Annotated in this window: 16 protein-coding genes; 9 read left to right on the top strand and 7 right to left on the bottom strand. The window is 60.3% G+C overall.

Annotated elements, in window-relative coordinates; all coding sequences use genetic code 11:
• The first annotated feature begins 29 nt into the window (after positions 1 to 29).
• The 9 genes from KRR38_RS35365 (at position 30) to KRR38_RS35320 (ending at position 9,017) form a co-directional block, all read left to right on the top strand.
• The gene (locus KRR38_RS35365) at positions 30 to 1,340 is read left to right on the top strand and encodes a type IV secretion system protein (protein WP_309141268.1); all 1,311 of its coding nucleotides are present in this window, start codon (positions 30 to 32) and stop codon (positions 1,338 to 1,340) included.
• 47 nt (positions 1,341 to 1,387) lie between these two features.
• On the top strand, positions 1,388 to 2,071 hold the full coding sequence (locus KRR38_RS35355) for a virB8 family protein (RefSeq protein ID WP_004213217.1): 684 nt from the start codon (positions 1,388 to 1,390) through the stop codon (positions 2,069 to 2,071).
• Complete coding sequence (locus KRR38_RS35350) at positions 2,068 to 2,910, top strand: TrbG/VirB9 family P-type conjugative transfer protein (protein WP_021225586.1); 843 nt, start codon at positions 2,068 to 2,070, stop codon at positions 2,908 to 2,910. The genes KRR38_RS35355 and KRR38_RS35350 overlap by 4 nt, the downstream gene beginning before the upstream one ends.
• Before the next feature lies 1 nt (position 2,911).
• Complete coding sequence (gene virB10 / locus KRR38_RS35345) at positions 2,912 to 4,180, top strand: type IV secretion system protein VirB10 (protein ID WP_020819806.1); 1,269 nt, start codon at positions 2,912 to 2,914, stop codon at positions 4,178 to 4,180.
• Positions 4,177 to 5,169: a P-type DNA transfer ATPase VirB11 gene (gene virB11 / locus KRR38_RS35340; protein ID WP_011627746.1), complete on the top strand. Its 993-nt coding sequence runs from the start codon at positions 4,177 to 4,179 to the stop codon at positions 5,167 to 5,169. Before virB10 ends, virB11 begins: the two co-directional genes overlap by 4 nt.
• Positions 5,147 to 7,063, top strand: a complete 1,917-nt coding sequence (locus tag KRR38_RS35335) for a type IV secretory system conjugative DNA transfer family protein (RefSeq protein ID WP_020819805.1) — start codon at positions 5,147 to 5,149, stop codon at positions 7,061 to 7,063. The genes virB11 and KRR38_RS35335 overlap by 23 nt, the downstream gene beginning before the upstream one ends.
• Before the next feature lie 95 nt (positions 7,064 to 7,158).
• Positions 7,159 to 8,238, top strand: a complete 1,080-nt coding sequence (locus tag KRR38_RS35330; RefSeq protein WP_254515956.1) for an LPD7 domain-containing protein — start codon at positions 7,159 to 7,161, stop codon at positions 8,236 to 8,238.
• 39 nt (positions 8,239 to 8,277) lie between these two features.
• Positions 8,278 to 8,727 carry a hypothetical protein gene (locus KRR38_RS35325; RefSeq protein ID WP_020819803.1) on the top strand — a complete coding sequence of 150 codons (450 nt, stop codon included), beginning with the start codon at positions 8,278 to 8,280 and terminating at the stop codon, positions 8,725 to 8,727.
• A gap of 59 nt (positions 8,728 to 8,786) precedes the next feature.
• Entirely contained in the window at positions 8,787 to 9,017 is a 231-nt protein-coding gene (locus tag KRR38_RS35320; protein ID WP_020819802.1) for a hypothetical protein, read from the top strand.
• Here the strand turns inward: KRR38_RS35320 and KRR38_RS35315 are convergent, their stop codons facing one another.
• From KRR38_RS35315 to KRR38_RS35285, 7 genes are all read right to left on the bottom strand, one after another.
• Positions 9,018 to 10,061, bottom strand: coding sequence for a relaxase/mobilization nuclease domain-containing protein (locus tag KRR38_RS35315; protein WP_054590666.1), 1,044 nt, complete (start codon positions 10,059 to 10,061; stop codon positions 9,018 to 9,020).
• Complete coding sequence (mobC, locus tag KRR38_RS35310; RefSeq protein ID WP_021245545.1) at positions 10,048 to 10,599, bottom strand: plasmid mobilization relaxosome protein MobC; 552 nt, start codon at positions 10,597 to 10,599, stop codon at positions 10,048 to 10,050. Before mobC ends, KRR38_RS35315 begins: the two co-directional genes overlap by 14 nt.
• Positions 10,493 to 11,815, bottom strand: coding sequence for a ParB/RepB/Spo0J family partition protein (locus tag KRR38_RS35305; RefSeq protein ID WP_254515955.1), 1,323 nt, complete (start codon positions 11,813 to 11,815; stop codon positions 10,493 to 10,495). The genes mobC and KRR38_RS35305 overlap by 107 nt, the downstream gene beginning before the upstream one ends.
• The gene (locus KRR38_RS35300) at positions 11,812 to 12,570 is read right to left on the bottom strand and encodes a ParA family protein (protein WP_030540876.1); all 759 of its coding nucleotides are present in this window, start codon (positions 12,568 to 12,570) and stop codon (positions 11,812 to 11,814) included. The genes KRR38_RS35305 and KRR38_RS35300 overlap by 4 nt, the downstream gene beginning before the upstream one ends.
• A 30-nt stretch (positions 12,571 to 12,600) precedes the next feature.
• On the bottom strand, positions 12,601 to 12,948 hold the full coding sequence (locus KRR38_RS35295; protein WP_228168057.1) for a hypothetical protein: 348 nt from the start codon (positions 12,946 to 12,948) through the stop codon (positions 12,601 to 12,603).
• Positions 12,949 to 12,957: 9 nt separating this feature from the next.
• Positions 12,958 to 13,209: a helix-turn-helix transcriptional regulator gene (locus tag KRR38_RS35290; RefSeq protein ID WP_059153604.1), complete on the bottom strand. Its 252-nt coding sequence runs from the start codon at positions 13,207 to 13,209 to the stop codon at positions 12,958 to 12,960.
• 106 nt (positions 13,210 to 13,315) lie between these two features.
• Positions 13,316 to 13,630: a single-stranded DNA-binding protein gene (locus tag KRR38_RS35285; RefSeq protein ID WP_030540874.1), complete on the bottom strand. Its 315-nt coding sequence runs from the start codon at positions 13,628 to 13,630 to the stop codon at positions 13,316 to 13,318.
• Positions 13,631 to 13,879: the final 249 nt, after the last annotated feature.

Here is a 13,879-nt window from a genome sequence, read left to right as displayed (position 1 = left end):
TCGATTGAATAATAACGCGGAGCGATCTGGTGGAATACGATCTATTCACGAATGCCTATCAGGGCTTTGTCAACGAACTCAACTCGTCTGTGGTTTCAAACTACGCTGGGTTTGTTGGCTGGATCGCTGGGCCGCTCCGCACGGGAATGGTGATTTATATCATACTGCTCGGCTACGCTATCATGCGCGGTGCTGTGCAATACCCATTCCGCGAATACGTCTATCGCTCCCTAATGCTCGCTGCACTTTATTGGGCTGTGACAAGCCTTTACGGGGCATCAATTGCACAAATGATCGTGACGGGGCTGCCTAATGAGTTTGCCTCAATCATCGGGAACTCGCCAAATGGCGTCGGTGGGTCGTTTGATACGATGTGGGCGCGCGTCGATGTTGCTCTGATAGGGATGCAGGATGCCACCAAGGAATATGCTGAGCAGAACGCCAGCATGTGGGATTTGCAGGGGGCAGCGACTGCGATCATCCTGTGTATCGGCGCAACCATCATCATCTTGCTAACCGCTGTAGCCGCGTTGTTCGCGCTCGCGGTTGGCTTTGTGATCGTGCTCTATGCGCTGTTCGCGCTCGCCTGTCTGGCGGTGGTTGGTCCGATCTTCGTCGGGGCGCTCCTCTTCGATTCCACCAGAAGCTACTTCTTCTCGTGGCTCGGTAGCGTCCTGAATTTCTTGATGCTGTCCTTGTTCGCGCTGTTGCTGGTGCTCGTCGTCGCCAACGTCGCGGAATCCGCAACAGCATCCTTCGACGGTCAGTTTGAGCACGTTTGGGACACATGCGTTCGCATCATCGCCTTCTACGTCCTCGCGTGCTTCTTCTTCCTACAAATCCCCGGAATTGCGGCCTCGCTGGGTGGCGGTGCTGCTGCGATGGTATCGCAGTTCGGTAACGCCGTGATGAGCGGGGGGCGGGGCTGTGGCAACGGGCGCAGGCCACGCGGCCAGCGATGCCCGCGCCATGGGGGCCAGCATGGGTCGGGGCTTCTCGTCGGCGGTTCGCCGTTGGCGCAACCGAAACACAATCACCAGAGCTTGAGGGAACGAATATGCGCAAGTTGCTTGGACTCGGAATCTGCCTGGCGCTGGCGGCCTGCGCCGGTCAGCCCGTCAAAAAACCAGCCAAATGCGAGGGGCCGATGCGGCCCGCAAATCCGCATGGGCTTACCCTTCCCTCGATCCCGGATCAGGCCGCGCAGCGAACCGCCCCGGCGAATGTGGACGTGTTCAACCAGGGCGCACCGGCAACGCCGGACGCTGCCCCGGCAGACCCTGCCACTCCGGGCAATGAACAGTCGGACGCATCGCGGGCGGTCGAAGTGCCGCGTCTAAGCGCCTCGCTGCGCGGCCCGATCTACTCGAATTGCTGAGGTGTTACGATGGCAGTTGGTATTCCAAAGGACGAGCTGAAAGCCTATTTTGAAGAGGCTGCAAGCTGGGAACGTGACAAGCTTGCGGCGGCCGAGCGCTCCAAAAAGCTGGCGTGGGTCGTCGCTGGCGTTGCTGGCGCCCTGGCGACTGCTGGCGTTGTGGCCGTTGCAGCCCTGACGCCTCTGAAAACGGTCGAGCCATATGTTATCACGGTGGACCGTAACACGGGCGAGGCGTCGATCGCCGCCAAGCTCCACGGTGACGCGACGATCACCTATGACGAGGCGGTCCGTAAGTATTTCCTCGCTACCTATGTCCGCTATCGCGAAGGCTGGATAGCGGCCGCTCGCGAAGAATATTTCGATGCGGTCATGGTCATGTCGGCGCGGCCCGAACAGGATCGGTGGTCACGCTTCTACAAGACCGACAATCCCCAAAGCCCGCAAAACATCCTTGCGAACCGCACTGATGTTTTTGTCGAGATCAAGCGGGTGTCGTTCCTGGGCGGCAACGTCGCGCAGGTCTATTTTACCAAGGAATCTGTGACCGGCTCGAACTCGACCAAAACCGATGCCGTCGCGACCATCAAATACAAGGTCGATGGCACGCCGAGCAAGGAAGTGGACCGCTTCAAGAATCCGCTTGGCTATCAGGTCGAGAGCTATCGCGCTGACGTGGAGGTGCCCCAATGACCGTGTTGAAGTGGAGCGCCCCGTTTGCGCTCGCGATCGCGCTGGCTGCGTCGCCGGCGATGGCCGAAGAAACGCCCCATGCGACGGTGCTCGATCACCGGGTTCGTGAAGCGAACTACAATGATCGGCAAGTCTATGAGATTCCGGGCGTGTTCCGCATCGCCACGGAAATCGTCTTCGCCAAGGATGAAGTGGTCGAGCATGTGGCGCTGGGCGATACCGTGTCCTGGGAAGTCGCACCGGCTGCCAATTCGCTCTTTATCAAACCGCGCGAGCGCGCGGGTCGCACGAACCTGACGGTCATAACCCGTTCGCGCTATGGCCCGCGCAGCTACCGCTTCGCTCTGTCGCCAACGCAGCGGGGCAGCGGCTTCTATACGGTCGTTTTCCGCTATCCTGAACAGGAAGCAGCGGAAGCGCAGGCGCAAGCCGCAATGGCCCAGCTGGCCCAGCTGAAAGCCATGGAACGCGGCGCGGTGAAGTCCGCGCTCGATATTGGCGTGCTGGAAGGCACGCGCAACGCCGACTACATCATGCAAGGATCGACCGCCATCCAGCCCTCCGAAGTGTCTGACAACGGACAGTTCACGGTAATGCGCTTTCCCAACCAGCGTGAGTTGCCGGCGTTCTTCATCGTCAATCCTGATGGATCGGAAGCCATCGCCTCCTTCGATGTGCGCGATGAATATGTGGTGCTGCACGGGGTTTACAGAACAATCCGGCTGCGCCGGGGCCTCGAAGTGCTCTGCATCCACAATCAGAAAACCGACTATTACGGGCGCGATCCCAAAACTGACACGGCCTCTGGCCTGGTCGAGCGAACCACGGGGGTTCAATAAAATGGCTGCGAACGATCATGACAACGCGCCGCATGGCGACAACATCATTTCGCAGGGCGAGACGGTCGAAAACCGGCCCCTTGCATCAGAGCCGGTGCCCGATCCGGAAGACATTGAGCGGCAAAGCGAACGTCAGGCCAAGATTGCCGCCCTTCCGAACAGGTCGATCGACCCCAAAAAGGCGGTCGTTCTCGCGGCGGTGGCCTGCGGCGCGATTGTGCTCGGTTTTAGCACCATCGACGCAATGCGGAGCGATCCAACCGAAAAAGCCGAGAAAGCGGAAAAGCCGGATGAAAGGCAGCTCGCCAACTACGATCCGAAGTCAATCATAGCCCCAACGCTTGCCGATGCGCCGAATGATCCGAACGCGCCGGTGCCCATGACGGAAGTGCCGGCGCTTGATGGAAGCCAAGCGCCCCGCACAGCCGGTGCAAGCGGTCGCCCCCAAAAGTCTGAGGGGCAAGTCATCGCAGAGGCGCAGCGCCGCGCCGGAATTATGGCCTATGGTGGCGAAAACGGCGGTGGGGTCGGCGGAGCGGTGGCAGCTGCCACCGGCCTGCCCATGGGCGGCGGCACAGGAGGACAGGGCGCGCAGTTGCTTGGCGCGTCGGCCGATGGCGATGGACAGGGCGGATCGCGCCGGACCAATCTCGAAAACATGCGCCAGACCTCGCAAATTGATCGGGTGTCAGGCCGCGACATTGGCAACCGCGATATGCTGATCCTCGCAGGGTCGTTCATTCCGTGCGTGCTGCAAACGGCGATGGATTCCAGTCAGCCCGGATATGTCAGCTGCATCATTCCCCGCGACATTTATTCGGACAACGGCCGCGTCGTTCTGCTGGAAAAGGGAACGCGCGTCCTGGGCGAATATCAAACCGGCGTCCAGCGCGGCAAATATCGTCTCTTTGCGGTATGGAACCGCGCGGTCACGCCTCGCGGCGTGGCGATCGACGTAGGCTCGCCCGCCAGCGATGCGCTTGGCCGTTCAGGCATGGCAGGCGGCGTGAAGAACTTTTTTTGGGAACGCTTTGGGGCGGCGTTGCTGTTCAGCTCGCTTAACGATGCCGCCTCGATCGCCGCCTCGGAAGTCTCCGACGCGGATAATGTCACTCGGGTTCCCAGCCAAGCGTCGGACACGATCTTGCGGGACACGATGCAGATTCAGCCGGTGCTTCGCATCAATCAGGGCGCGGAAGTGGGGATCATGGTCGCGCGCGACTTCGATTTCTCCAACATCTACGGCCTTCGGCTTCGGCGCGGCCAATGAGCAATACGGCTGTCCTCGAAAACGCCTTGCTGCCGTTGCGCCCTCTGCTCGCGCGTGAGGACGTAACGGAGCTGGTGATTAACAAGGCTGGCGAGGCGGCAATTGAAACGCGCGATGGGTGGTCCTGGGAGACATTGCCCGACCTGAATGAAAAGTCGCTGCTCGCGCTCGCGCGGGCAGCGGCGGCTTTCACGCATCAGGACATAAGCCAGTCCACGCCGATCTGCTCCACAATCCTCCCCAGCGGCGAGCGTGTGCAGCTGGTTGTGCCGCCTGCTGTCCCTGCCGGCACAGTGTCCATCACCATCCGCAAGCCGTCATCGGTGACGTTGACGATGGAGGATTTCGAGCGCGGTGGGCTGTTTAGCGAGACGAAGATCGCAACCCGGCAAGTCTCGCCGCTCGATGTTGAATTGCGCGATCTGCTCGACGCAGGGAAGCACGTCGAATTTTTCCAGAAGGCGGTCCAGGGCCGCAAGAATATCCTGATTTCCGGCGCTACCGGCTCGGGAAAGACGACGCTCTCTAAAGGGCTGATCCAGCTCATTCCGCCGCATGAGCGGCTGCTGACGATCGAAGACACGCGCGAATTGGTCGTTCCGCATCGCAACGTGGTCCACATGCTCTACGCGAAGGACAAGCAGGGCACCGCGAAAATCTCTGCAAAGGATCTTCTGGAATCGGCCCTGCGTATGCGGCCTGACCGGATACTGTTGCAGGAGCTGCGCGACGGCACCGCGTTCTTCTATCTCCGCAACGTCAACTCAGGCCACCCCGGCTCGATCACGACGATCCATGCGGACTCGGCCGAACTCGCGTTCGAACAGCTGACATTGCTGGTCAAGGAAAGCGAGGGCGGCGCCGATCTGGCCCGTGACGACATTCGCAGCCTGCTCAAGCTGCTGGTTGATGTGGTCGTGCAGACCAAGAAGGTCGAAGGCCGCTTTCGCGTGACGGAGATATATTTTGATCCAGAAAACAGGCTCTAACAGGCTCGCACTGGCCCTTGTCCTCCTTCCGATCACGCTCCTGCTGATCGGCCTGCTGACCGGCACGGTGGCGTGGTTCTTCCTCAAGATGCCCGCCGCGGCCTACGATCCGCTCACCCTTCCCGGCTTCTTCTGGTATTATCGGCATGATCCTGTCGTGACCGAAGCGCTTTGGCGAGGCGCGGTCATCGGCGTGCCGCTGCCGGTGTTGCTCATGGCGATCGTCTTGCGGCCGAAAAAGAACCTTCACGGCGAGGCGCGTTTCGCGCGCGAAGGTGAAATCCGCAAGGCGGGCCTTCGCGCGAAAAAGGGCATTGTGCTCGGCCGCGTCCGCAATGGCTTTTTCCGCAACGGCTTTCTCATGGTGGGCAAGATGGAGCATGTATTGCTCGAAGCCCCGACCGGATCGGGCAAGGGCGTCGGCATCGTCATTCCCAATCTGTTGCAATGGCCGGATTCGGTTGTCGTGCTCGATATTAAGCGTGAGAACTACGAAATCACGGCGGGTTTCCGCCGCAAGGGCGGCCAAAAGGTTGTGCTGTTCAACCCTACGGACAGGGAAGGCCGCACGGCCCGCTACAACCCGCTCAGCTATATCAACAGGTCCGACCCGATTGAGGTCCTGGTCGAATTGCAGAAGATCGCCACGATGCTCTTCGTGCCCCCGGAGAAGGGCGAGGCATTCTGGACGGAATCAGCCCGCACGGCCTTTGTCGGCATAGCATCGTGGATCGCGGCCAAGCCTGAACGTCCCTTCTCGTTTGGCGAGATCTACCGGACCATCACGATGCCGGGGATGAAGGCATTCTTCGCCAAGGAAGCCGGCGATGGTGCGCTATCGGAAGGGTGCCGCGCTGCGTTGAGCGATTTTACGTCCAGCGCAGACAACACATTCACCGGCATTATCCAGACCGTCACCTCCAAGCTCAATCTCTGGATCAATCCGATTGTCGATCGCGCGACGGCCGAAAGCGACTTTTCCCTGACGGACCTTCGCCGCATCCCGACCTCGATCTATCTCGGTGTCTCGCCGGATGAACTCGATAGGGTCGCGCCGCTCTACAATCTGTTTTTCCAACAGCTGATCGACCTCAACACGCGGCAACTGCCCGACGATGGTGAAAAGCTATCCGTGCTGCTCATTCTGGACGAATTTGCGCGGCTCGGCCGCGCCCAGGTCATTGCCAATGCGTTCTCCTATGTGCGCGGCTATGGGCTGCGTCTGCTCCCCGTCATCCAGTCCCGCTCCCAGCTGCGGAATGTCTATGGTGAGCATGGCGCGGACGAAATCGTATCAAACTGCGGGGTCGAAATTGCTTTCACGCCGAAGGAGCTGCGGGTCGCAAAGGAACTGTCCGAACGCCTCGGCTATCTTGGTCAGGATGCGGAAAGCCGGTCCCTGACGATACATGGATTGCTCGCCAATCGAAGCAAGACGATCTCCGAACAGCGCCGCGCGCTGATGCTCCCGCAAGAGCTGATGCAGCTGCCCGAAGACGATATACTCGTCATCCGGGGCGGCATCCCCGTCATTCGCGGGAAGAAAATCCGCTACTTCAAGGATGCCGTGTTCCGCTCGCGCTTGACGCCTGCGCCGGAAGTGCCGGCGCTGCCCAAGCCGGTCGCGCCGATCGCGGCCGTCGATGATCTGAGCGATGAAGAGCTGGCGGCTTTCAATGATTATTCCGCACTGGCCGATGACCAGGTGCAGGACATTCCCGAAGACGTTCTCGCCCTCGATCGCGATATGCCGAACCTGACAGTGAAGGACGGCAGCATGGCTTTCGATGAAATCAACTTCGACGACATTATTGGTCCCGACCCGACGAAAGAGGAGTGGGAAGGTCAGCGCCGGGATCTAGTTCTGAGTGAAGGAGAAGAATATGGCCGATAATGACAACAGCGAACGCCAAGCAAAGACGCCGCGCTCCTACGAAATTCTTGGCCCTGGGAACAGCAAGGAAACCTTTGCGAGATTCCCCCGATGCCATGAAGGCATTTGCCAAGCTGGAAAACCAATATGACCACGCGCTGACGATGCAGAAAGGCGGAAAAACCGCTTATCTGGCGTCCACGGATTGGCGCAATGATGGGTCCACGCCGGTTGCGCAATATCTGACGCCGGCTGTCGAAGAGTATAATAAGGCGCTGAAACGCGGAGCGCCTGCCGACGAATTGCGCGGACACGAAAGCAGAGTGCGGGCCGACCTTAATGCGTGGCCCCGGCAAGCGAAGCGCGAAGCGGCTCCGACCGCATCGGCCGATAAATCGCTCAATATCCATGAGGGTGAGCGAGCCAGGGCGGAGAGCAAAGACGGTGCTGCGCCCGCGAAAGCTGAGGTTCCATCGAAGGCAGCGCCAAAGGATGACAAGCAAGTTGACGACACACGCTTGGCTCTGCCCACGCAGCTCGAACGCAAATATCTGCGCGTTGGGAATGATCTTTTCCGTAGCGGCCGCGATGACAAGCCCGATATGTCGATCAAGGGCCAAGACGGCATTCGCATCAACAAGGACTATGCCATTGGCGATGCTATCGCGATCGCGAAGCACAATGGCTGGCAGTCGATCCGTGTTCATGGAAGCGACGAATTCAAGAAGGCGGTCTATCTGGAAGCGGCGCGATCGGGGGTCGAAGTGAAAGGGTTCAAGCCGTCTGAACAGCTTAAACTTGAGGGAGAAAGGCTGGCGGCGCGAGATAAGGCCCGCGAAGCACAAGACCCGGCAAAGAGAGCGAGCATGGCAAAGCAAGACCCCTCAGAATCTCGTGCTGCGGCCGAACAGTTCCGGCGCAATTCGCATCGGGATAATGCGGCCAACCCGCAATTCAAGGCCGCGCAATCGCACGTCCTGGCGGCAGCGATCGAAGCGAAAACCCGGTTCACCCAAAAGGAAGACAGGGATCGCTTCATAGAGCGGGCCAAGGAAACTGTCGCCAAGCGTATTGAGGTTGGCGCGCCGGTCCCTGCTGCCCGTTTCGAGCAACAGCGCCAGAACGAGGCTACCCGCATAGCGCGCGAGGATTTGACGCTGCGCCAGCAGGAAAGGAAGCCGTCACGCTCGCGCTAAGTGCATGGCACATGCTTTTTGGAAACAGGAAACCGCACGATGAACATTCCCCGGCCTGATCCGGTGCCATCGAGAGGCGTGTCCGATCTCGATCGTCACATTGAAACCTTGCTTCGCGTGATTCATTCCAGAAACCTCGCTTGGTCTGATCTAAGCGAAGTGGGTAAACAGGTAGAACGCCCTCTGACGGACGTTGAGCAATTGCTTACAAATGTGGGCGACGACGCCCATGAAATCACCCTTGCTACCGAGACGATCATAACAGCCCTCAAGCTGCAACGTGATGCGCTCGCGATCCAAAGCTCTCGCCGTAGAGCACGCTTCGGCTCGATGCTCCTGCTCATGATCCCCGTGTTCTTCGTAGGTTTGATGATTGGCGCATCATACGGGATAGATGAAGGTCGGGCGCGGGAGCGTGAAGCCTTAAAGTATCCGATGATACCCCAGCTGTCCGTAGATCGTGGCAGGCTCAAAACTGACGGAAGGTAGAGCGGTGGCAGCTGCCACCGCTTGCGATCTCTTGATGGGCTATGGCCTCATGAGGCACGATGAAGAAATCTGACAGGGCAAAGAAACAAACCGCCAAGGTAATCGAGGCGGCTGCACGCGCCCATGAAGCTCTCGATTATTTCAACGGCAACGTCACAAATCCGTTCGATGAGTTAACATGGCCCAGTATTGCCGAAGGTTATCTTCTAGTCGCGCAGAAGGCGGTATCAGACGCCTTGGTCGCTTTGGAACGCGCAAACAGCGTTGGCTGGACCAAGCACGGCCAGTAACTATCGTCCTGGCCCTTCCCGCGAACGATCGCGGTTCCTAGATCGTTCGCTCTGCCGCTTCCGCTCCATCGCGGCTACCGATCGCTCATGAATTGTAGGCGTTCGCCCTGCCCCCACAAATTGCCGCACCTGGTCGGCAAGCTGGCGGTCAGCTGGATCGCTGCTTGCCTCAAGGCGCTTGGCGGCGGCTAGATAGCGGTGTTGCGTCTCATTCCATGCCTGCCGCCCGCGCACCACGAAATCCGGAGCGGTGGACCGCCCCGCCAGCTGGTCTCGCGCGGCCGCAGTGATCTTCTGATTGGCAAACGGTGCAGGTGCGGTGCCGGCCATGTAGCGCTGCCGCATCCGATTCAGGGCCATGCTTTGACCAGCTCGGCCGACACCGCGCGCTGCGCGAGGCGTTGCCTCGGCAGTAACCCCCCTCGCCCGCAATTCCTCGGCAAAGCGCTCCCGGTAATGATGCAGCGTTTGAGGTCGCGGGTTGAAGCGTTTCCCCGTGTCACCGCGCGCTGCAACCGTCACATGCACGTGAGGCCGTGGTGTGTCCGTATGCAGCGCCAGGACGTAATCCCACTCATGCCCGATCTCGCTCCGCGCGACTTCGCGCACCGCTGAAAGAACCTTGTCGGGGTCTGTGCCTGCCGGCATCGAAAAAACCATGCTCACGGCGGCTACGGTAGAATTGTCACGCCAATAGACAGGATCGCCCCAATCGCGCGCCAGCGCCGCCCGATCTTCCTTGTCAGTCAGAATGTCGCCATCGCGCGTTTCAAGCGGCACATCGCCTTTTCGGCCGATATAGTCGAAATGCGCAGCCGCGTGGTTCTTGCCCTTCGGCCTGCCCGTAACCTTGACCATGACCTCCGGAGCACGGCTGACAATGCGAGCAAGCCGCGCCCGGGTGCTCCCGCCCTGGCCTGCTCGCCTCGAACTAAGCGAGCGCAGCAACATGTCGGCGCCGCGCCTGTTCGGGTCGCTGGTCAGCTTTGGTTTGAACAGCGCGGCGAGCTGGCCCGCCTCAAAGCTGCTGTCAAAGTCGCTCACCGGGCACCTCCCAATAGACAAGATCGGCCTTCGTGGCTGCACCGATACCTTCGACGGCCGCGCCGATCGCCGCGCGCAGGTCGTTGACCTTATGCAGCTCGCCGGCGATCTCCGCTGCATTGTCCGCCAGCGCCATCTTGTTCGCCGCTCGGGCGATCTGATTCACGTTGCGGCCAATGCGCTGTAACGCCTGACGGCAATTCAACAGCTCTTCGCGCAACTCGCGATCGACAGGCGCGGCAATGCCGATGTGTCGCCGCACAAGAGCCATCGCCCAGGTCGCCGGGGTCATGCGGCGCTCCTTTGCGCGATGGCGGATCACGGCCAGTTCGGTTTCGGTGGGCCGAAGATAAAGGCGGTGCTCGCCAGCGGCCTCGCGGTCGGCAACAGGCGCGGCCTCGATGGCCGCCCCGGACTGCCTGAGCACCGCGTCAACCAGCTGACGCATGAAGGGGCCGCGCCCTCCCCTCGTCTGCGCGAGCGCGTCGATCTTTGCGAGCTTGGCCGCCTCGATCTTGAAGCCCAGCGTCTTTTCCATGTGGGGTAGGTATCTCCCAACCGTGAAGCGCGATCCGATAGGATTGAGCGTATCGGTTAACATTAGCCGCCGCAAGGCTTATCCTGCCATACAGTAGATACCTACCCCACAAACAAAAAGCGGTGGCAACTGCCACCGCTTCAAAATTCCACGCCGCCTCAATGCTGAGTGAACGTGGACGGTAAAAGCTATCAGAAGTCGAAGGTTTGGGGCGCAGCCTCGCCGTCGAACCGAACCGTGACCTGGCCGCTGAGAACAATCCCGCGACGGCCCTGAATGATGATGGCCGGTGCGTCGTTGGCCTCTTTCGGCTGACGGGGGTGCGCGGCTTGTGATCGGAACGCTCGGCAAGCGCAGCGCCCTCCCCTTCCCGCTCGTCGTCGCCGGCATCCAGTTCGGGCCGCTCCCGACGCTCATCTGCTGCACTGGTGGCAGCTGCCACCGGCGCGCGCGATTCTTGGGGCAGCGCTGAATCGTCATTCGGTTTAGCGGCGCCGGCCTGAGCGCTCTCTTCATCGGGACCGCCTTGGAGCGTGGCAAGAAACTGCTCGCAGGCGGCGGCTGTCGGATTTTCATTCGTGACCACGAAATTGCGCGTGGCCTTCTCGTCCAGCTCGATCGCGTGTTTGATGGCGACGGCGGCGCGCGGAGAACAATTCTTCAACGCGGCAAGAATGTCCTCGGGCAAGGTGCGCAGCGAGTAGAGGCGCTTCACTTCCGAATGCGGCTTGGCGATGCGCGCGGCTAGATCCTTTGTCGAAAGCGTGTCACTGACGCGGCTCGCGATGAAACTGACGCGCTCGGCCAGACTTAGGGCTTGGCGTTGTTCGTTCTCAAGAAACTGGTCGAGGCCAATATCGCGTTCGGCGTCGGCCTGATCCAGAACGGTGTCGATCTGGTCGAAACCAAGCTGGCGGCACGCGCGGTAGCGCCGCTCGCCGTATCGGATGATGTAGCGGCCGTTCGATGTTGGCGCGACGACGATGGGTTGCAGCAAGCCGCGGTCCTTGATGGTCGCGGCCAGTGCATCAATCTCGGCCTGGTCGAACTCCCGGCGAACCTGCGCGGGGTCTGGATCAATGTCAGCGAGCGGAAGGCGCTGAAACCGCCCAGCTGCCTTGAACTCGGTATTCGCGGGGACGGCCGAAAAATCCATCGCGTCCATATCGAAGTCGGCAAAGCTCTTCTTCGCCGGTTTGACAGCTGCCTTGCTCATGCGGCTTCCCTCTCAGCTTGATCGACAATGTAGGAGACGACTTCGCGCAGGACCGGCGCGCTGCGGCGCGTATCCTTGGCAAGTCGCCACACGGGAATTTCGAGAAGGGCCGCCTCGCGCATATGCTCGCGGTGCGGGATGGTATGCGGGACAACATTGGCGGGTAGCGCCTGCCCGATCCGCTCCATGAGCATTTTAGACACTTCACTCGTCGTCTGCACACGATTGAACACGATCCCGAAGCGGGTTTCGTTGCCCTCCCCCCGAACCTTATTGGCAAGGCTGATGCTTTGCGAAATCTCGTTGAGCGATTGCCGTGCGGTTTTGTCGGGGTCTAAAGGCACCGCGACATAATCGGATGCGATCAGCGCCATAAGGTTGCGGCCATCCCAAGCCGGGGCCGTGTCGATCACGCAATAGTCGTAGTGCTTGGCAAGGCCGGCACGAATGGCGCGAACATAGGCGGCGATGTGCTGGCCCTGCTGCGGGCCGTCAGTCGTCAGTTCGACCACTTGCCTCGTGTTCTTGAAGCAAGCCAGCGCCGGAGGTTCCTCGCCGGGGGCGAAGTCGAGTATCGACTGAACCGGCCCGATCTGCTCGAACTCGGCTTTCAGCATTCCGGCACTGTGGCATTGCTTGTCCAGGTCAAGGACCACGACACGCTTGCCCTGCTCGGCCAGATGCCACGCGATATGACAGGTAAGCATGGTCTTGCCGATGCCACCGCGCTCATTAGTCACTACGATTGTTCGCATTGAGAATCCCTTCAATGGCTGCGCCACGGGCTACTTGTGCCAGCGGTTATGGGCGGCGCTATTTCCCGATCCGAAGCGATACTGCGACTGCATATACCATGGGTTCGGATCGTCATTCAGGTGAAGGCCCTTGCGCTTGCGACGCGGGCTGGTTGGTTCGGTCGGTGGATCTTTGCCGAAGATAGCCGCCAGCACGAAAGCTGCGACCACGGCCACGCCCCACCAGCCAAAGGCAGCGTGGGCCAGCGTGGCGACAATAAGAGCCACGATCAGCATGAGCGCGCCAGCTGCGATCAGCAGGATAAGCCACGCCAAAAGCATAGCCGTCCGTAGCGCGCTTGCTGCACGCCGGAGTTTGCTGACGATCTGACGGCGCATAGTGACCTCCTAAGCTGTGCGGCTCTCGCCTCGATCGGAGCCGATCAGCTTAGGGAAAGGCTGCTCCCTAAAGATGTTCGGCACTTGAGTTCGCAGTGCGTGGGACATTCGGAGCGCCGTTATCAAAGTGGCGTCCTGCCTGCCGTTCTCGATGGCGGCGACTGTTTCAGGTGAGACGTGAATCCTCGCCGCCAGCTCGGATTGCGTAAGTCCGGCAGCGATGCGCAAGCTCGCTACACGATTGAACAGTTTGGCCGCCACAGATGCCTCGCAAAATTAGACCCTATTATCGTTAGGGTCTATGAGAGGCATTGTCCACAAAAAGGGCGGCCGCTAGGCCGCCCGTCTTATGGGGAAAGGGAGGGGCTTAATCAGCCCCGCCCCTCGTCAGGATGCCCAGCCCCTCAGCGATCAGGTCCACCGAGTAGCGGGTTTCGCCATTGCTCTCGTAGCTGTTCTGGCGGACCCGTCCGGTGATGTGAACCAGGTCGCCCTTGCCCAGATCAGCGGCGCGCTCTGCCAGCTGGCGGAAGAACGTCACACGGTTCCAGTGCGTATCGGTCTTCCATTCATCGCCATCCTTGCGGTTGTAGTTCGCGGCGACGGAAACGTGGGTGACTTTATCGGTCGTATCGACACTGCCAACGCGGCCGATGATCCGAAATTCAGCGATGTTCTGCATGGTAGTCTCCTTTGGATAAGCGTTGCTGACGGATTTTTTGCGGCGGAGCTGAGCCACGCGGGCAAGCTGAAAATGGGAGGGTCCGCTTGCGGAAACCCAAGGCCGAAGGCCGGTTTTCTGCTTGCCCGCATTAGTGGCGATGCGCAGTTCGTATCCGTCAGACAGCAACGCCCAAAGGAAACCGCCCGAGTAGATGCAGCAATTTGGACTGGCGGTGGTGGCAGCTGCCACCGGCCATTGGCGCCCATA

This window comes from Novosphingobium sp. G106 (assembly GCF_019075875.1).
Taxonomy (GTDB): Bacteria; Pseudomonadota; Alphaproteobacteria; order Sphingomonadales; family Sphingomonadaceae; genus Novosphingobium.
The sequence above is the reverse complement of the archived record's forward strand: the minus strand, read 5'-3'. Positions and strand labels throughout refer to the sequence as shown.